The 15,754-nt window shown below is 38.7% G+C and carries 17 protein-coding genes; 10 read left to right on the plus strand and 7 right to left on the minus strand.

Annotated elements, in window-relative coordinates; translation table 11 throughout:
• The first annotated feature begins 2 nt into the window (after positions 1 to 2).
• Complete coding sequence (locus QFZ31_RS17930; RefSeq protein WP_307305288.1) at positions 3 to 1,874, plus strand: PTS fructose transporter subunit IIABC; 1,872 nt, start codon at positions 3 to 5, stop codon at positions 1,872 to 1,874.
• Between the two features lie 42 nt (positions 1,875 to 1,916).
• Here QFZ31_RS17930 and QFZ31_RS17935 read toward each other — a convergent pair whose 3' ends face one another.
• Positions 1,917 to 2,720 carry an HAD family hydrolase gene (locus QFZ31_RS17935; protein ID WP_307305291.1) on the minus strand — a complete coding sequence of 268 codons (804 nt, stop codon included), beginning with the start codon at positions 2,718 to 2,720 and terminating at the stop codon, positions 1,917 to 1,919.
• A 98-nt stretch (positions 2,721 to 2,818) separates the two neighbouring features.
• Complete coding sequence (locus tag QFZ31_RS17940) at positions 2,819 to 3,253, minus strand: hypothetical protein (RefSeq protein ID WP_307305294.1); 435 nt, start codon at positions 3,251 to 3,253, stop codon at positions 2,819 to 2,821.
• A gap of 200 nt (positions 3,254 to 3,453) precedes the next feature.
• On the opposite strand from QFZ31_RS17940, the gene QFZ31_RS17945 reads away from it, so the two are divergent.
• Positions 3,454 to 5,277: a dihydroorotate dehydrogenase gene (locus QFZ31_RS17945; RefSeq protein WP_307305296.1), complete on the plus strand. Its 1,824-nt coding sequence runs from the start codon at positions 3,454 to 3,456 to the stop codon at positions 5,275 to 5,277.
• 77 nt (positions 5,278 to 5,354) lie between these two features.
• On the opposite strand, the gene QFZ31_RS17950 is transcribed toward QFZ31_RS17945, so the two are convergent.
• Positions 5,355 to 5,543: a hypothetical protein gene (locus QFZ31_RS17950; protein WP_179602902.1), complete on the minus strand. Its 189-nt coding sequence runs from the start codon at positions 5,541 to 5,543 to the stop codon at positions 5,355 to 5,357.
• Positions 5,544 to 5,682: 139 nt separating this feature from the next.
• On the opposite strand from QFZ31_RS17950, the gene QFZ31_RS17955 reads away from it, so the two are divergent.
• Positions 5,683 to 5,889: a zinc ribbon domain-containing protein gene (locus tag QFZ31_RS17955; protein WP_307305298.1), complete on the plus strand. Its 207-nt coding sequence runs from the start codon at positions 5,683 to 5,685 to the stop codon at positions 5,887 to 5,889.
• A gap of 28 nt (positions 5,890 to 5,917) precedes the next feature.
• Complete coding sequence (locus tag QFZ31_RS17960; RefSeq protein ID WP_307305301.1) at positions 5,918 to 6,187, plus strand: DUF3949 domain-containing protein; 270 nt, start codon at positions 5,918 to 5,920, stop codon at positions 6,185 to 6,187.
• Positions 6,188 to 6,195: 8 nt separating this feature from the next.
• Here the strand turns inward: QFZ31_RS17960 and QFZ31_RS17965 are convergent, their stop codons facing one another.
• Positions 6,196 to 6,318 (minus strand): hypothetical protein, encoded by a 123-nt coding sequence (locus QFZ31_RS17965; RefSeq protein ID WP_307305304.1) that lies wholly within the window; start codon positions 6,316 to 6,318, stop codon positions 6,196 to 6,198.
• Between the two features lie 139 nt (positions 6,319 to 6,457).
• Here QFZ31_RS17965 and QFZ31_RS17970 point away from each other — a divergent pair, with 139 nt between their 5' ends.
• Complete coding sequence (locus tag QFZ31_RS17970) at positions 6,458 to 7,624, plus strand: IS256 family transposase (protein WP_307299872.1); 1,167 nt, start codon at positions 6,458 to 6,460, stop codon at positions 7,622 to 7,624.
• A gap of 477 nt (positions 7,625 to 8,101) precedes the next feature.
• Here the strand turns inward: QFZ31_RS17970 and QFZ31_RS17975 are convergent, their stop codons facing one another.
• Positions 8,102 to 8,509, minus strand: coding sequence for an NUDIX hydrolase (locus tag QFZ31_RS17975; RefSeq protein ID WP_307305307.1), 408 nt, complete (start codon positions 8,507 to 8,509; stop codon positions 8,102 to 8,104).
• 97 nt (positions 8,510 to 8,606) lie between these two features.
• Here QFZ31_RS17975 and QFZ31_RS17980 point away from each other — a divergent pair, with 97 nt between their 5' ends.
• The 5 genes from QFZ31_RS17980 (at position 8,607) to QFZ31_RS18000 (ending at position 13,177) form a co-directional block, all read left to right on the plus strand.
• On the plus strand, positions 8,607 to 8,756 hold the full coding sequence (locus QFZ31_RS17980) for a hypothetical protein (RefSeq protein WP_307305310.1): 150 nt from the start codon (positions 8,607 to 8,609) through the stop codon (positions 8,754 to 8,756).
• Positions 8,757 to 8,971: 215 nt separating this feature from the next.
• On the plus strand, positions 8,972 to 10,225 hold the full coding sequence (locus QFZ31_RS17985) for a dicarboxylate/amino acid:cation symporter (protein ID WP_307305313.1): 1,254 nt from the start codon (positions 8,972 to 8,974) through the stop codon (positions 10,223 to 10,225).
• Between the two features lie 247 nt (positions 10,226 to 10,472).
• Positions 10,473 to 11,096 (plus strand): chromate transporter, encoded by a 624-nt coding sequence (locus QFZ31_RS17990; protein ID WP_307305314.1) that lies wholly within the window; start codon positions 10,473 to 10,475, stop codon positions 11,094 to 11,096.
• A 19-nt stretch (positions 11,097 to 11,115) separates the two neighbouring features.
• The gene (locus QFZ31_RS17995) at positions 11,116 to 11,658 is read left to right on the plus strand and encodes a chromate transporter (RefSeq protein WP_179602910.1); all 543 of its coding nucleotides are present in this window, start codon (positions 11,116 to 11,118) and stop codon (positions 11,656 to 11,658) included.
• A gap of 133 nt (positions 11,659 to 11,791) precedes the next feature.
• Positions 11,792 to 13,177: an IS1182 family transposase gene (locus QFZ31_RS18000; RefSeq protein WP_307300242.1), complete on the plus strand. Its 1,386-nt coding sequence runs from the start codon at positions 11,792 to 11,794 to the stop codon at positions 13,175 to 13,177.
• Between the two features lie 205 nt (positions 13,178 to 13,382).
• Here QFZ31_RS18000 and QFZ31_RS18005 read toward each other — a convergent pair whose 3' ends face one another.
• Positions 13,383 to 14,096, minus strand: coding sequence for a response regulator (locus QFZ31_RS18005; protein ID WP_307305318.1), 714 nt, complete (start codon positions 14,094 to 14,096; stop codon positions 13,383 to 13,385).
• Positions 14,089 to 15,699: a DcuS/MalK family sensor histidine kinase gene (gene dcuS, locus QFZ31_RS18010; protein ID WP_307305321.1), complete on the minus strand. Its 1,611-nt coding sequence runs from the start codon at positions 15,697 to 15,699 to the stop codon at positions 14,089 to 14,091. The genes QFZ31_RS18005 and dcuS overlap by 8 nt, the downstream gene beginning before the upstream one ends.
• Positions 15,700 to 15,754: the final 55 nt, after the last annotated feature.

Below are 15,754 nucleotides of genomic sequence, written 5' to 3' on the forward strand. Positions count from 1 at the left end.
TGATGAGGATTACAGAGCTATTAACCAAAGAAACCATCAACCTGTCATTAACTAGTACAACAAAGACCGGTGCAATTGAAGAGTTAGTTACCGTTTTAGACCATGCAGGCAAGTTAAATGATCGCTCAGAATATAAAATGGCCATTATTAAAAGAGAAGAACAAAGCACAACAGGGATTGGTGAAGGTATTGCCATCCCTCATGCAAAAACAAACGCCGTTAAACATGCAGCGATTGCGTTCGGAAGATCAAAGTCTGGTGTAAACTATGAATCTCTAGACGGTCAGCCTTCCCACCTCTTCTTTATGATTGGAGCTACAGAAGGGGCAAACAATACACATTTAGAAGCACTTTCTCGCCTTTCTACGATTCTATTAAAAGATGAAGTACGAAAACAGCTATTAGAAGCTAGTACGGCTGATGAGGTTTTGAATATTATTAATTCCTATGACCAAGAGGAAAAAGAAGAAGAACAATCAATGGCTGGCAAGAAACAATTTATTGTTGCGGTAACAGCCTGTCCTACTGGTATTGCCCACACATATATGTCTGCCGATTCATTAAAAGCAAAAGCTGCTGAAATGGGTGTTGATATAAAGGTTGAAACAAACGGTTCCGGTGGAGCTAAAAATGTGCTAACAGCGGAAGAAATCGAAAATGCTGTTGCCGTTATTGTTGCTGCAGATACAAAAGTGGAAATAAACCGATTTAATGGAAAGCATGTAATTGAAACTGCTGTTGCCGATGGTATTCGTAAACCGAAGGAACTAATCGAAAGAGCCTTAAAGCAAGATGCTCCTATCTATAGCGGCAGTGGAAAATCCACTCAAGAAAGCGAGCAGACTGGACGAGGAGTCGGATCTCAAATTTATAAGCACTTGATGAACGGTGTTTCTAATATGCTTCCGTTCGTTGTTGGCGGCGGTATCTTAATCGCAATCAGTTTTATGTTCGGCATTAATTCAGCCAATCCAGATGATCCAACCTATCATCCAATTGCTGAAGCACTAATGACGATTGGCGGCGGTAATGCATTTGCGTTAATGGTTCCAATTTTAGCAGGATTTATTGCTATGAGTATTGCTGACCGCCCAGGTTTTGCTGCTGGTATGGTCGGAGGAATGCTCGCTACTAGCGGCGGCGCCGGCTTCTTAGGCGGACTTGTTGCAGGTTTCTTAGCAGGTTATTTAGTGGTTGGCTTGAAAAAAGTATTGGCTGGTATGCCTGCGTCCTTAGAAGGAATCAAAACCATCCTTTTATATCCATTATTAGGTATCGCTTTAACCGGATTCATTATGTTATTTGTTGTTAATAAGCCTGTTGGTGCTTTAAATACAGCTATTTCTGAGTGGTTATCTGGTTTAGGTACAGGAAATGCTGTCTTACTTGGAATTGTTTTAGGATTAATGATGTCATTTGATATGGGTGGTCCAGTCAATAAGGCAGCTTATGTGTTTGGTACTGGATTACTAGCAAACGGTGTTTATGAACCAATGGCTGCCATTATGGCTGCAGGTATGGTTCCTCCATTAGCCATTGCCATTGCTACAACATTATTTAAGAACAAGTTTAGCAAACAGGATCAAGAAGCAGGTAAAGTGAACTATATTATGGGACTTTCTTTTATCACAGAAGGAGCGATTCCATTTGCAGCCGCTGATCCACTTCGAGTTATCCCTTCTGTAATGGCAGGTTCAGCCGTTGCTGGAGCTTTATCAATGATGTTTAGTATTGGACTGCGTGCCCCTCATGGTGGAGTGTTCGTAATTCCACTGGTTGATGGCAGTTGGTTGATGTATTTACTAGCAGTTGCGATTGGTTCAATTGTTGCTGCATTATTAATGGGCTTCTTGAAAAAGCCAGTTTCAAATTAAATCATTAAAAGCCCAAATTCCTACTGGAGTTTGGGCTTTTGATTATTTTTCATTATTAAGTAAATAACGAACCGCATAGGCAAATCCATCGTCATCGTTGGATTTGGTAATGATGTCTGCTTTTTCTTGAACATTCAGCGGTGCATTAGCCATTGCAACAGATGTGGTTGCTACCTCAAATTGCGCAAGGTCATTACCGCCATCACCAAAAGCAATAATCTCTTCAAAATCTAGATTCAACATTTTCTGGTAGCGCAATAATGCTTTTCCTTTATGTGCTTCATTTGAAGTAATTTCTACATTATTTGGAAATGAAGAAGCCATTGAAATATCAAACTTACCCTCAAGAGCCTTCTTAACCTCTTCAACCTTTTCTAATTCGTCATGGTGTGTTAAAGCGATTAATTTATAGATTTTCAACTGATCTTTTTCAAGAATTTCATCATAGTTGAATTCCTCAAAAAGAACATTTAGTTCTTCTTTGCTTTTTTTATGAAGCGGTGGTAAAGTGGATGGAAATCCTCCATAATTGGTATAAACTAAAATTCCAACACCTAATCCCTTTAATATAGAGAAAATCTCTTTATACGTTTGTTGCGGTATAGTTGCCTCATATAGCAGCTCTCTTGTTTCCGAGAATAAAACAGCTCCGTTGACACAAAAAATTGGAATCTGTAAATTTTCTAATGCTTTTATTTTAATGACATCCCCATAAGCACGTCCTGTGTTCAAAATAACAGAATGACCTTCTTCTAGTAATTCATTCATAGTCTGTAGGCTGGCTTCAGTTATATCATGTTCAGAATTTAACAAAGTACCGTCTAAATCGATTGAGAAACATTTCATTATGTAATCTTCCTCTCCCCTATCTTTCTCAAAGACTACTATATCAGATAATCATTGAATAAAAAAAGTTTAATTCTGGAAGCAAATGACAAGGGCCTTTAGCTGTCCGATTTCCCCTTGTCATCTTTTCTTTCTTTTAATATATCCTGAATGATTTCCATATGAAAAGCTGCCCATGCTTTTTCGCGAAAGTGGATAATTACACTGGCAGCTAGCGCAATGATGTAAATGATACTAAAACCAGCCCACAGCCATTTTCCCTCTTGAAATAAATAAGTAGATAATTGCTTTGAAAATAAGAGTAACAACCAGGGCGCAGAGGAAACCAATATAGGTATTATTCCCGATCCGTTGTATTCTTTTATCATTCTGTAATGAATCAATTGCAAAGTCTTGCTGTCAAGCGATTTATAAAGCGTTTGAATTTCTTCAATTTCTTGATATTCCTTCATATCTTTGACGGCAGCGCCATTTTGCACCGTACTTCTCAAACGCAGAAAAACCTTATGAGCATCTCCTTTTGTGGAAAACATCTCTAGCGTATCCCCTCCCTATGTATAGGGTTTCCTAGAGGTGTATTCTTTTATCAAAGATTTTAATCAAACGTTTGATTAGTTTTCGGGGCGAGTTTTCATAATTTTACAACTCCTATACCGCTTGTTATTATTATCACATTAGGAACTTTAAAATTATACGCAAAAATCAAGAAATTCATGGTTAGTAGGTGTTGTTAATGCCAGATTGGTCTTATCACCCATTAAAAAGGCTTGTACTCGATAAATTTAGACCGAAATCAAGCCGAGAGTTTATTCATAAATCCATGAGCACCATTGCGTCCATTCCTGGCGGACGGAAATTTATTGGATTCTTAGGACATATGAAACCCCCAAAGGAATTTCAAAAGGAAGTTAACCATACTACATTCCCATCTCCCATTGGATTAAGCGGAAATATAGATCCTAATTTATCAGGCATTAAAGCCTTCCAAGAGTTAGGCTTCGGATTTATAGAAATTGGACCTATCGTGCTGAACGAACCTAAAGTACAAAAAGAACCCAGGAGAGAATATAGCCATATTCTGTTTTCTGTTGATCATCAAGAAAAGATTCCTCTCAAACGAGTGATAAAAAAGTTAACAAGCCAGAACATTCGGATCCCTATATTTGCCAGGATAGATGAACAGGTAAACAGAAATGAATGGGACATAATCGTGCAACATTTAACACCTTTTGTGGACGCTTTTATCGGAACCACTCAACAAGCTTATTCTTGTGTAGATAAAACATTGCAGCGTCCTTTTTATGTATCACTTTCATCTGATGAAGTTAACAACACAGAAATAGAAAAACTAGTAAAGCTTGCAGGTATCGGTGGAATAGTCGTAACTGCTCCTCGTAGAACTTTGGATAGCTACTGGCATGAAGCTCCTAATGCCAATGAATGCCTAGCTAATCGAGTTAAGCAGGTCAAAGATCAACATCCCGAGCTACTAGTCATAACCTGTGGCGGGGTGGAGACTCCAGAGGAAGCTTGTGCATTAGATCGTGCAGGTGCGGACTTGTTATTGCTATCAGAAGGCTATGTTAAAGCCGGTCCAGGGTTACCAAAGCGGATTCATGAACGATTATTATATGAAAAAGTCCAACCCATTAAAAAGCAAAACTGGGCCTGGTCATTTCTGTTTAGTCTCTCCATCCTAATTGGAGGAATAATTGCGTTATATTTTGCATTTACGAGCATTATCCTCCCATATGATGAATACTTTATTGGTTTGACAAGAGATGATATTTTACAAGTAAATCCACTCATCTTATCTTTTATGTCACATGATAGGATGGCGTTAGCTGGAACCATGATATCAGGAGGTATTTTGTATATCCAGCTTGCGCGCCATGGTATTAGGTATGACATGCATTGGGCAAAGATTGCTTTTCATAGTGCAGCAATTATAGGATTTATTGGTATTTTTCTTTCTATCGGATACGGTTACTTTGATTGGCTGCATGGTTTATTTTGGCTTATCTTATTGCCACTATACTATTTTAGTTTTAGGGAAGGAAAAAGAATTACTGGTGCTCCCTATTCTGCTCATGGAAGTAATGATAAAGCATGGAAATACGGGCTTTATGGACAACTCATGTTTATTATCTTAGGATTTATGATTGTAGTAGGCGGTATTGTCATTTCTACAATTGGTGTATCCAAGGTTTTTGTGTCAACTGACTTAAGCTTCTTGTGTATGTCACCGCAAATGTTAGAGAGTATTAGTCAGAATTTGATTCCTGTTATCGCACATGACCGGGCAGGGTTTGGCAGTGCCCTTATAAGTGTTGGTCTGCTTGTTCTAATGATTTCCTTGTGGGGTTTCAGAAAAGGGGAAAGTTGGGTTTGGAATACCCTTGCTACAGGAGCCTTACCTGCGTTTATCGCAGGGATTGGGACACATTTATTTATTGGATATACAACTTTTATTCATTTACTCCCAGTTTACTTTTTAGTCATTGTTTATTTGTTAGGATTAGTATTATCTTATCCTTTCTTAAAAATGAAAGAATGAAGCCGTATCGACTTCTCGATACGGCTTCCACATACTTGATATTAACTACTTCAAGTTTTTTATACAGGAAAATGTTATTACTCACCTTCGTTAACGATGATTTTATAACCTTCTTGCTTAGGTCCATCTTCGTAAACTTCTCGTGATACTATGTAGAAGGTTTCCTCTTTTTCGTCAGTGATTACCATTTCACTTGGACTTTTATCAACCGCTGCAGCCTCAAGGCTGAAATAACCCATACCTAACATTGAAACATCAAATGCCACGTTCATCCCTCTTTTCTAGTTTTATTGCATTTTACCTTTTTTCATGTGAGGGTACAAGCTAAAATATTTGATTATTATGAAACATATTAAAGATCTATTACGTAAATAAATGGAAAGGTTCAACTCAGGAGGGATTGGAATGAGCGAAAAAGGATGTATTAAATGCGGGTCTAGAGATACAGGTCAAAAGGAAGTTGCCATGACTGGGACTGGATTATCAAAATTATTCGATATTCAACACAACACGTTTATCGTTATCTTCTGTAAAAAGTGCGGGTATTCCGAGTTTTATAATAAGAAATCATCCAAGGCTTCCAATATCCTCGATTTATTTTTCGGTGGGTAATAGATAAACTAAAAAGGAGGAATTCGAGATGAGCGAAGTATTATTTATATTTGTCGGCGGGTACATTCTATTATCTTTGATTTTAATACCTTTTCAATATCGATATGTTGAGCAAATGGAAAAGATGCGGAAAGCGAATGAGAAGAAGGGTATTGGTCAGAGTGAAATGATGGAAAATATGAAATTTGAAGATCAAGTGTTACATGCTAATGTACAGGCAAGTATGATTTTCATCCTCGCCAATATTTTAGCAACGATTATCTATAAAGTAAAAAATCGAGAAAAAGTGGCTAGATAACTTATTTCTCAAGCCAAAGCGGCACCTGGAATGGGGGCCGCTTTTGTTATATGTATTTTTTTGCTAATTGGCTCTGTTATAGGAAGATGTTGATTTTTCTCACGGAAATTCGTATGAAGGACTAATCTCATTGGGAATTCTCCTGATTTGTCTTTCATCGTGCTTATGAAGGGATTAAGTCCATATAATTGTGTAAAAAGAAAGAGTCATTTTATTCACTCTTGGCAACACTGTTTTCAGCGACGATAAACAATGAAAAGAGGAATTAAAATGACTCACTTACAGTTTAACCTAGATTTAGACCTTTTAAAAGAATCCGTTATCAATTCTAATCTAGATATGGTGATTAAATCAGCGATTGTCTTAGTCCTTAATGAAGTCATGGAAAACGAGAGAGACGATTATTTACGTGCGGCTGCTTATGAACGGTCTCCAGATCGCCGAGACTACCGAAATGGCTACTATGAACGTGAATTGATCCTAGGTATTGGCAAACTAAAGCTAAAGGTCCCAAGGACCAGAAATGGTGAGTTTTCCACTTCCGTCTTCGAAAAGTATGCTCGCTGTGACCAAGCCCTGGTCCTCTCCATGCTAGAAATGGTCATTAACGGTGTTTCAACTCGGAAAGTCACGCATATAGTCGAGCAGCTCTGTGGGGAAAATATATCGAAATCATTTGTGTCTTCCCTTACCCAAAAGCTTGACCCCATTATTAATGATTGGAACAAACGCCCTTTGAATGTCATGTATTATCCTTATGTTTTTGTGGATGCCATGTATATTAAGGTCCGGGAACACAACCGGGTTATCTCAAAAGCCGTGTACATTGCGACTGCCATTACTGAGAAGAATACACGTGAAATCCTTGGGCTTAGTGTGGATCATGCAGAAGACTTCGAGAGTTGGAGTCGTTTCTTCCAACAGCTTAAATCCCGTGGGCTTCAATCCCCCAAACTGGTCATCTCAGATGCTCATCTAGGGCTACAAAAGGCAATACAGCGCGATTTTATTGGTACTACATGGCAAAGATGCACGGTACATTTTAAACGCAACATAATAGGGAAGCTCTCCAAGAAAGATTCCGTAGAGATACGCTCCATGATTAAACGTGTCTTTGAAGCTGTTACGATTGAGGATATCCGTAGATTTAAGAATGAATTAATGAACCAGTTTGGGGATGAAGCTAAATATGCCAAAGCCTTGGAAACTTTAGATGAAGGCTTCGAAGATGCCATTCAATACCTAAACTTTCCTGAGAAGATGCACCCTCATATACGAAGTACAAATTCACTTGAACGCTTAAACCAAGAAGTCCGTAGAAGGGAGAAAGTTATTCGTATCTTTCCCAATACTCAATCTGCCTTTCGATTGGTAGGTGCTGTTCTCATGCAATACCAGGAGGTCTACTCCAAAAGAAAGACATTACTTAATAACTAATTAAACTTTTATTTTTCGCCTCCACTTCCATCATGGAATGATCACATATCCAGGAAGGGCTGTCAAAGTGAAGAGCCTTTGACAGCCCTCCCCGGATATGTAGATAAAAAACCATGGAAGTTTCGTCAAAAAAAAATGAAAGGGTTTGGATAGATAATCAACAAAAGTGAAGTTGAAAACAATTGCTTTTGATTTTACACAATATTCAGGACTTGACTTTATGAAGGACTAATCTCATTGGGAATTCTCCTGATTTGTCTTTCATCATGCTTATGAAGGACTAATCTCACTGGGAATTCTCCTGATTTGTCTTTCATCATGCTTATGAAGGACTAATCTCACTGGGAATTCACCTGATTTGTCCTTCATCATTCTTATGAAGGACTAATCTCACTGGGAACTCTCCTAATTTGTCTTTCATCAACCTTTTAACCGGGGAATTAATAATCAACAATGAAATTTAACAAAGCTGTGTAATTAAAAACCAACATAAAAAGGATGCATGTTCTCATCTAAACAATACTCAATTCGCTGCCTAAAGTTATTCCAGGTGACCATTTCCAATGCTTCTTCTAGTTTGAAAAAACCAACTTCTAAACTCTCCGGACTGGTTGTTAATTCCCCTCCGATAGGTTTCCCTAAAAATAATGTGTTACAAATCGAACCCTCTATATTTTGAAAAATTCCACAAAACTTAATTACCTCAATGTCGATCCCGGATTCTTCTTTTGTCTCCCTTACTACAGCGTCCGTTAAGGATTCCCCTTCTTCTACCTGACCGCCAGGCATTTCCCAGCCTCTTCGCGGACCTTTAATTAGTAATAATTCATTCTTGTCATTTAAGACAATAGCTGCTGCAGAAACAATATGTTTTGGTGCTGACATCTCTTCTCCCCCCCTCTGACCCTATAAATATAATCTACTCAACATTGTTGAATTTGTCATTTACTTTTCAACCATACTATTCATGGAGGTGTAATAAATGCCAAAAAATAAACCAATTGAATTTACAGGTAAGGTTCTTAATCAAAGGAACCAATTAACTGGTCCAGATGATGAGGGAAAGAATGGCTATCCAGAACGGCCGAAGAATGTTTCGATTCAGGACTCAGCAAGTAAAAAGGATCAATAATCTTTCAGACGAGCTGCCCAAGGCAGCTTTTTCTATGGCAGCAGCTTCCTCCATTATCCTCCTATCAAAAACTTTTACGACTCTTTCTACTTACTTTAATTACAAAACGATTTATAAAGTATTATAAGCTATTTTAATCGTTCACAAAATTGTAATATATTGATTATTCAATAAAATGATATCGTTTTCAAAATCGAAAGTAGGAGGAGTGTAGAATGAAGATTAATTTTAAGAGTCTCACTACCCAGGTAATCCTAGGAATTCTTCTTGGTATTTCAGTCGGCTTTGTTTTTCCTGAGATTGGCTCACAACTCAAGATTATTGCAGATATTTTTATTAAACTAGTAAAAATGGTGATTGCTCCAATCATCTTCCTGACCATCGTAATTGGAATCGCAGGTATGGGGGATTTAAAGAAAGTTGGAAAAATCGGCGGGAAGGCATTGCTTTATTTTGAAATCGTATCCACCATCGCTTTGGCCATAGGAATTATTGTTGCTAATATTATTAAGGCTGGAAAAGGGATAGATGCAGAAACTGGGAAGGGAGATATCTCCCAATACACAGAAAAGGCAGCCGAAACAAGTCACGGATTTATGGATTTTATCTTATCAATCATCCCTGATAGCTTTATAGGCGCTTTTGCAAATGGAGAATTATTACCCGTACTTCTCTTAGCTATCTTATTCGGAGCTTCTTTGGCCCACTTAGGTAAAAAGGGAAAACCTCTTCTTGAGTTTTTTGAAAAAACCGCTGAAGTGTTCTTCGGAATCGTTAATATCATTATGAAGGTTTCTCCATATGCAGCATTTGGTGCTATGGCCTACACGATTGGAGAATTTGGAGTTGAATCATTATTCTATCTTGGTAAATTAATGGGCTCAGTTTATATTACAATGGCATTATTCATTGTTTTCGTTCTTGGCGGTATTGCTAAATTGTTCGGTTTCAATATCTTCAAATTCATTGCTTATATAAAAGAAGAAATCCTTATAGTGGTTGGAACTTCATCCTCTGAAGCTGCGCTGCCAAAAATGATGGAAAAGCTCGAAAGATACGGCTGTTCAAAACCTGTGGTAGGTTTAGTACTCCCAACAGGTTATTCCTTTAACCTTGATGGAACTTCCATTTATCTCTCGATGGCAGCATTATTCATCGCTCAGGCCTACGGAGTGGATCTAAGTATTTGGCAGCAAATCACGCTTCTTGCCATACTCATGTTGACTTCAAAAGGAGCGGCAGGCGTAACAGGATCAGGTTTTGTAACACTAGCAGCCACTCTAGCGGTATTCCCTTCTATACCTGTAGAAGGAATGGCGCTTATACTAGGCGTTGACCGATTCATGTCAGAAGCACGCGCGATCACAAACCTCATCGGAAACGGAGTAGCCACCGTCGTCATCTCCAAAACAGAAGGCGAATTCAAACCAACCCAAGAGGTTTCAAACAAAAAACAAATCACAGCCTAAACCTCAGAAAATGTGAGCCCCTCCGGCTCACATTTTTTATTCATTCCCCTCTCCCCTCCCCCTCACTGTCCGCCTGAGGCGGACAGTGTCCACGGGCGGTGCCTGTCACCAAATTACTTCACCCAACTTTCTTCACCAAATTACATTTGTTGCCATTTACCCATCTCCTTTCTTTTGGTACCTTTATATATGGTGCAATATACATAGAAAGCACACTTTCTTTAGTTTTGTGGAGAGAAGGATTTTTATGAGTGTTGAATGGAAGTTGGTATTTGAGATTTTTTGGACGTTTTTTAAGATTAGTCCTGTTACGTTTGGCGGGGGATTTGCGATGATTCCCTTAATCATAAAAGAGATAGTAGAAAAGAGAAAATGGTTAACAAATGAAGAGATTACGGATGTTATTGCCTTATCTCAAACAGTGCCAGGTGCTATTGCTGTAAATTCAGCGACCTTTATAGGGTATAAAATTGGCGGGATAAGAGGAACTTTAGCTGCCATGATAGGTGTTTCGCTGCCAACCTTTTTAATCGTTCTAGTCTTAGGAGTTTCCTATTTTTACTTAGATGATAATCCCAAGCTAGAAGCAGCCTTTGTATCTATACGCGTTACGATTGTAGCAATCATTGTGTATGCAGCCATTAAAATAGCAAAAACAGCGATATTTGATAAGACAACATTTTTCATTATGGCTGCGGGAGTTCCAGCTCTGTTTTTCATCCATCCAATTATAGCCATCTTTCTAGGAGCGATCACCGGATTAATCGTCGTTTCCATTAAGAAAAAATTAGGCTATTTGATAGAAATGAAGAATAGTAAAGAAGAAGACCCAGCCAATGACCCTGAATATTATATGGGTGCCGGAATTTAACAATAAGGAGGTGAACGGAATGGTGTTGTGGGAACTTTTTCAAACCTTTTTTATTATGGGTTTTGTCTCATTTGGCGGTGGTTATGCGATGATTCCTATTATTGAATCAGCAGTAACAGAATACGGATGGATGTCTTCAGAACAATTAACGAATATCATAGCGATTGCCGGTATGTCCCCTGGACCCGTTGCTTCTAATAGTGCCATTTTAATAGGATATACAGCAGCAGGAATTAGCGGTGCTTTCGTTTCGGTAATTGCCATTTTACTTCCTTCGCTAATCTTAGTGATATGTGTTGCAGCCTTTTTCTTAAAATTGCACCATAATCCAGTGGTTGAGAAAATGTTTTATGGCTTAAAACCGTTAGTAACCAGTTTAATTATCTTTGCTGCAATTAAATTTGTACTAGCCAATAACCTGATTACCATTGATCTGTCCTTCCGTTCGCTAAGTTTAGTCGTCATCTTCGGACTATCCCTATTTGCTTTATTAAAACTTCGGTGGAATCCAGTTTATGTCATTCTACTTTCCGGTTTGGTGGGCATAGCCCTATATTCTTGAAAAAACAAAAAGTGGCATTTGCCACTCAGGCTGTCGAGAAAATCTCGACAGCTATTATTTTTTGTAATTACTTTAATGATTCACCGCGTTAATATGCTACAATATACATATAAATAACAGGACGGTGGATAGAATGTATAAGCCAAAAAGAGAAATACAAAACGAAGCTGAATTTGTTTTTATTGATGATTTAGTACCGCAAGATCACCTATTAAGGAAGGTGGACAAGTATATTGATTTTTCTTTTATTGGTGAGAAGGTCCGTCCTTTTTATTCAGAAAATAACGGGCGTCCTTCGGACCCTATACAGCTCTTTAAGATGATGTTTATCGGATATTTTTATGGCATTCGTTCTGAACGACAATTAGAGCGTGAAATTCAGACGAATGTGGCCTATCGATGGTTCTTAGGATTAAAGCTAAACGATACAGTTCCCCATCATTCCACCATTAGTTGGAATCGGCGAACCCGTTTTAAAGATACAAATATATTTCAGGAAATTTTTGATGAGATTGTCTTCAAAGCAATTAACCACAAGATGGTTGGAGGAAGAGTTTTATTTTCCGATTCCACACACCTTAAAGCGAATGCAAACAAACATAAATTCTCTAGAGTTGAAGTGGAAGTTGAAACACGTGAATATGTAGAAGAATTAAACAAAGCTATTGAGGAAGACAGGAGAGATCATGGAAAAAAGCCTTTAAAGGAAAAGGAGGAGGTGACCGAGAAAAAGGAAATACGACTGAGCACAACTGATCCTGAATGCGGGTTTATGTCACGAGAGAATAAACAGGAGATGTTCTGTTATCTTGATCATCGAACTACCGACATGAAGTTCAACATCATAACTGATGCGTATGTTACACCAGGAAATGTTCACGATTCCGTCCCCTATCTTTCACGGTTAGACCGTCAGGTCGAACGTTTTGGATTTAAAGTAGAAGCTGTGGCACTTGATTCGGGTTACCTGACAAATCCGATTTGTAAAGGACTTAATGAACGCAATATTTTTGGAGTTATCGCTCACAGAAGATATCAATCAACAAAAGGGTTATTTCCTAAATGGAAGTTTACATATGACAAAGATAGAGATTTGTATGTTTGTCCAAATGGTCAGGAGTTACAATATCGTACAACTACAAGAGAAGGTTATCGGGAATATAAGTCAGATCCTAAAAAGTGTACTAACTGCCCACTCCTGCCTGAGTGTACAAAATCTCAAAATAAAACAAAAGTAGTTACCAGACATGTTTGGGAGGAACATAAGGAAAAGGTTCGACTTAACAGACTTTCAAAGTCAGGTAAAATACTATATAAATTTAGAAAAGAAAAAGTAGAGCGAAGCTTCGCAGATTCAAAAGAACTGCATGGGCTTCGCTATTGTAGGTTACGGGGATTGCAAAATGCGAGTGAGCAAGTGTTACTTACCGCAGCATGCCAAAACATGAAAAAGATTGCCACGCACTTAGCCAGGTTTGAAAAAGTGTGTGGCAATCTCCAGGTTCATTCCCCCTGTTGATTGGAGCGGAAGGTGCGAAGACTCCTGCGGGAGTACGGGGCCGGGGAGACCCCGCAGGCGCTTAAGCGCTGAGGAGGCTCCCCGGCACGCCCGCGGAAAGCGAAGCAACTGGAGCGGAAATCAACAGGCCTTTGGGCAGGCAGAAAAATAAAAATTGCCGAGAAAGATACCTTTCTCGACAATCTGAGTGGCATTTGCCACTTTTTCATAGATACATAAATACTTGATTTAGCTTGTCCTTCTTCAATGTGTAAAAATAAACCGGTCTGCCAATTCCATAAGTTAATGATTCCTCTAAAACTCCGAGCTGGGTTAAATATTTCAAGTATTTTCGCACTGACACTCTAGAAATATATGTACTTTCTGCAATTTCGTCGGTCGAAAATAGGCTTCCATCCTTCGATTTAATCACATTAATAATGTTCTGCAGCGTGCTATTGGTTAACCCTTTAGGCAAAGCCTGCGTTAATTCCCCAGAAGCCCTCTGGTCACCATAAAGAATTCTTTCATCTAAATCTTCCTGATTAAGTACTTGTTTTCTTTCAAATAAGGCAGATTTATCTTTATATTTCTCCATTGCCTGACTAAACCGCTCAAACTCAAACGGCTTGATTAAATAATCTGCTGCTCCAAGCCTTAAGGCTGTTTGAATTTTTTCTGTTTCAGCTGCAGCTGTGATGAGAATGACATCGACTGCCAGCTTACGTTCTCTAATAAAATGAAGCAGTTCGAGGCCATTGATACCTGGCATATAGACATCAAGCAAAATGAGGGTAACCTCTTCCTTTTCAAGAAACTCTTTGGCATCCGATACGTTATGCACAATGCCAGCTAAACTAAAACCTTTTATTTCTTTTAGATAACGTTTGTTAAATTCAGCTACCATCGGATCATCTTCGACTATCAGGACCTTAATCATGATTTCCCTCCTCTATCTCATATGGAATGGTTATCTGAATCTCTGTTCCAAGCAAAGATTTAGAATCAATGATCAATTCTCCGCCTAAGTTTTCAATACTTTTTGTAACAAGATAAAGACCATAGCCCCGGTTTGACCCTTTTGTGGAATACCCCTTTTCAAGTACGCTCTTTTGAATCTCAACAGGAATCCCGGGTCCTGAATCCAAAACCTCCATTGTTAAAAATTTCCCCGAAAAATGAAGGGTAACATCTAAGGTTTTATCGATAGAATCAGCCATAGCCTCAATAGCGTTATCTATTAAATTACCAAGAATGGTGATTAACTCATGGGTAAACTGAGGGTTCGCCGGTTCGGGAATTATTGTATGAACCTCAATATTAAACTCCACTTGCTCTTCCCTTGCATAACTTAATTTTCCCATAAAGAAACCAGCCAGTGCAGGGTCTTTAATATACTGCGCGATGTTTCCGAGCTCCTGGTTGTGAGGTCCGACTAACGTTCGAATATAATCAGATAGCTCATCGTAACACTTCATTTGAACCATTCCTAGGATGACATGCAGACGATTCATAAATTCATGTGACTGGGAACGGAGTGCTTCGGCATAGGTTTTCACACCTGTTAATTGCTCTGCCAATTGTTTAACATCGGTCTTGTCCCTAAAGGTTGAAATTGCCCCAACCACTTCGCCATTGACAAAAAGCGGAACTGAATTGACCAAAATGGAAACTCCGTTAATCATTTGTTCCTCGTCCAGTTCAGGTTTGCCCTTCTCCAAAACTGGATCAAGTTTAGTTGAAGGCAGATACTCATAAATTTTCATTCCCACCGGATCCTTAGAAAGCCCTGCCTTTTTAAAAATTTGCCTTGCTGATCGATTAACCAGCGTAATGGTCTGTTCATTATCAACTGCAATGATTCCCTCATGCACAGACTCAAGCATGGTACTCCGTTCTACAAAAATCTTCGCAATCGCAAAAGGTTCAAGTCCAAAAAGGATTCTCTTAATATACCTCGCTAGTAAAACAGCACCAATGATACCAACAAGCAAGCCTAGTATCGTAACAGTAAGAATACTTCGGTTGCTTTTACCCAGGGCTGCTTCTACACTTTCCAATGCAATACCGACTACAGCGACTCCAATCTGATCACCGGTCGCATTGTAGATAGGTGTAAAGGCACGTAAAGATTCGCCTAATGTCCCATTGGAGCTTGATACATATTCTTTCCCTTTAAGTGCCTCCTTTTCATCTCCGCCTACGAAATGTTTTCCAATTTGTTCAGGGTTAGGGTGCGACTTGCGTATTCCGTTCATATCCATAACGACAATAAACATCATGTCTGTAGCAGCTTGAATACTTTTCGTGTACTCTTGGATTTCCATCGATTTTTGGTCATCCTCTAATGCCTCGATAATAATAGTAGAGGTTGCAATGGACCTCGAAACCATCCTTGCCTTCTCTTCCTGATGTTTTCGTATATTTTCACTTACCGTATTACTAATTAATAAATCCGTAATCATTAATGATACAAGTACCACTAAACAAACGAAGAAAATGATGACCGTGCTTAATTTAAACTTAAACACCTGAGTTTGCACATGAAATTCCCCACTTTCCACTCTATCTATTATTTTAGCAATATTTGCACTAGTA

It is taken from the genome of Neobacillus niacini (assembly GCF_030817595.1).
In the GTDB taxonomy this organism is placed as follows: Bacteria; Bacillota; Bacilli; order Bacillales; family Cytobacillaceae; genus Neobacillus; species Neobacillus niacini_G.

Bases quoted from the DNA above. Each gene is read 5' to 3' on its own strand.
- QFZ31_RS17930 (WP_307305288.1), top strand. From the start codon at position 3: ATGAGGATTACAGAGCTATTAACCAAAGAAACCATCAACCTGTCATTA.
- QFZ31_RS17935 (WP_307305291.1), bottom strand. From the start codon at position 2,720: ATGAAATGTTTCTCAATCGATTTAGACGGTACTTTGTTAAATTCTGAA.
- QFZ31_RS17940 (WP_307305294.1), bottom strand. From the start codon at position 3,253: ATGTTTTCCACAAAAGGAGATGCTCATAAGGTTTTTCTGCGTTTGAGA.
- QFZ31_RS17945 (WP_307305296.1), top strand. From the start codon at position 3,454: ATGCCAGATTGGTCTTATCACCCATTAAAAAGGCTTGTACTCGATAAA.
- QFZ31_RS17955 (WP_307305298.1), top strand. From the start codon at position 5,683: ATGAGCGAAAAAGGATGTATTAAATGCGGGTCTAGAGATACAGGTCAA.
- QFZ31_RS17960 (WP_307305301.1), top strand. From the start codon at position 5,918: ATGAGCGAAGTATTATTTATATTTGTCGGCGGGTACATTCTATTATCT.
- QFZ31_RS17965 (WP_307305304.1), bottom strand. From the start codon at position 6,318: ATGAGATTAGTCCTTCATACGAATTTCCGTGAGAAAAATCAACATCTT.
- QFZ31_RS17970 (WP_307299872.1), top strand. From the start codon at position 6,458: ATGACTCACTTACAGTTTAACCTAGATTTAGACCTTTTAAAAGAATCC.
- QFZ31_RS17975 (WP_307305307.1), bottom strand. From the start codon at position 8,509: ATGTCAGCACCAAAACATATTGTTTCTGCAGCAGCTATTGTCTTAAAT.
- QFZ31_RS17980 (WP_307305310.1), top strand. From the start codon at position 8,607: ATGCCAAAAAATAAACCAATTGAATTTACAGGTAAGGTTCTTAATCAA.
- QFZ31_RS17985 (WP_307305313.1), top strand. From the start codon at position 8,972: ATGAAGATTAATTTTAAGAGTCTCACTACCCAGGTAATCCTAGGAATT.
- QFZ31_RS17990 (WP_307305314.1), top strand. From the start codon at position 10,473: ATGAGTGTTGAATGGAAGTTGGTATTTGAGATTTTTTGGACGTTTTTT.
- QFZ31_RS17995 (WP_179602910.1), top strand. From the start codon at position 11,116: ATGGTGTTGTGGGAACTTTTTCAAACCTTTTTTATTATGGGTTTTGTC.
- QFZ31_RS18000 (WP_307300242.1), top strand. From the start codon at position 11,792: ATGTATAAGCCAAAAAGAGAAATACAAAACGAAGCTGAATTTGTTTTT.
- QFZ31_RS18005 (WP_307305318.1), bottom strand. From the start codon at position 14,096: ATGATTAAGGTCCTGATAGTCGAAGATGATCCGATGGTAGCTGAATTT.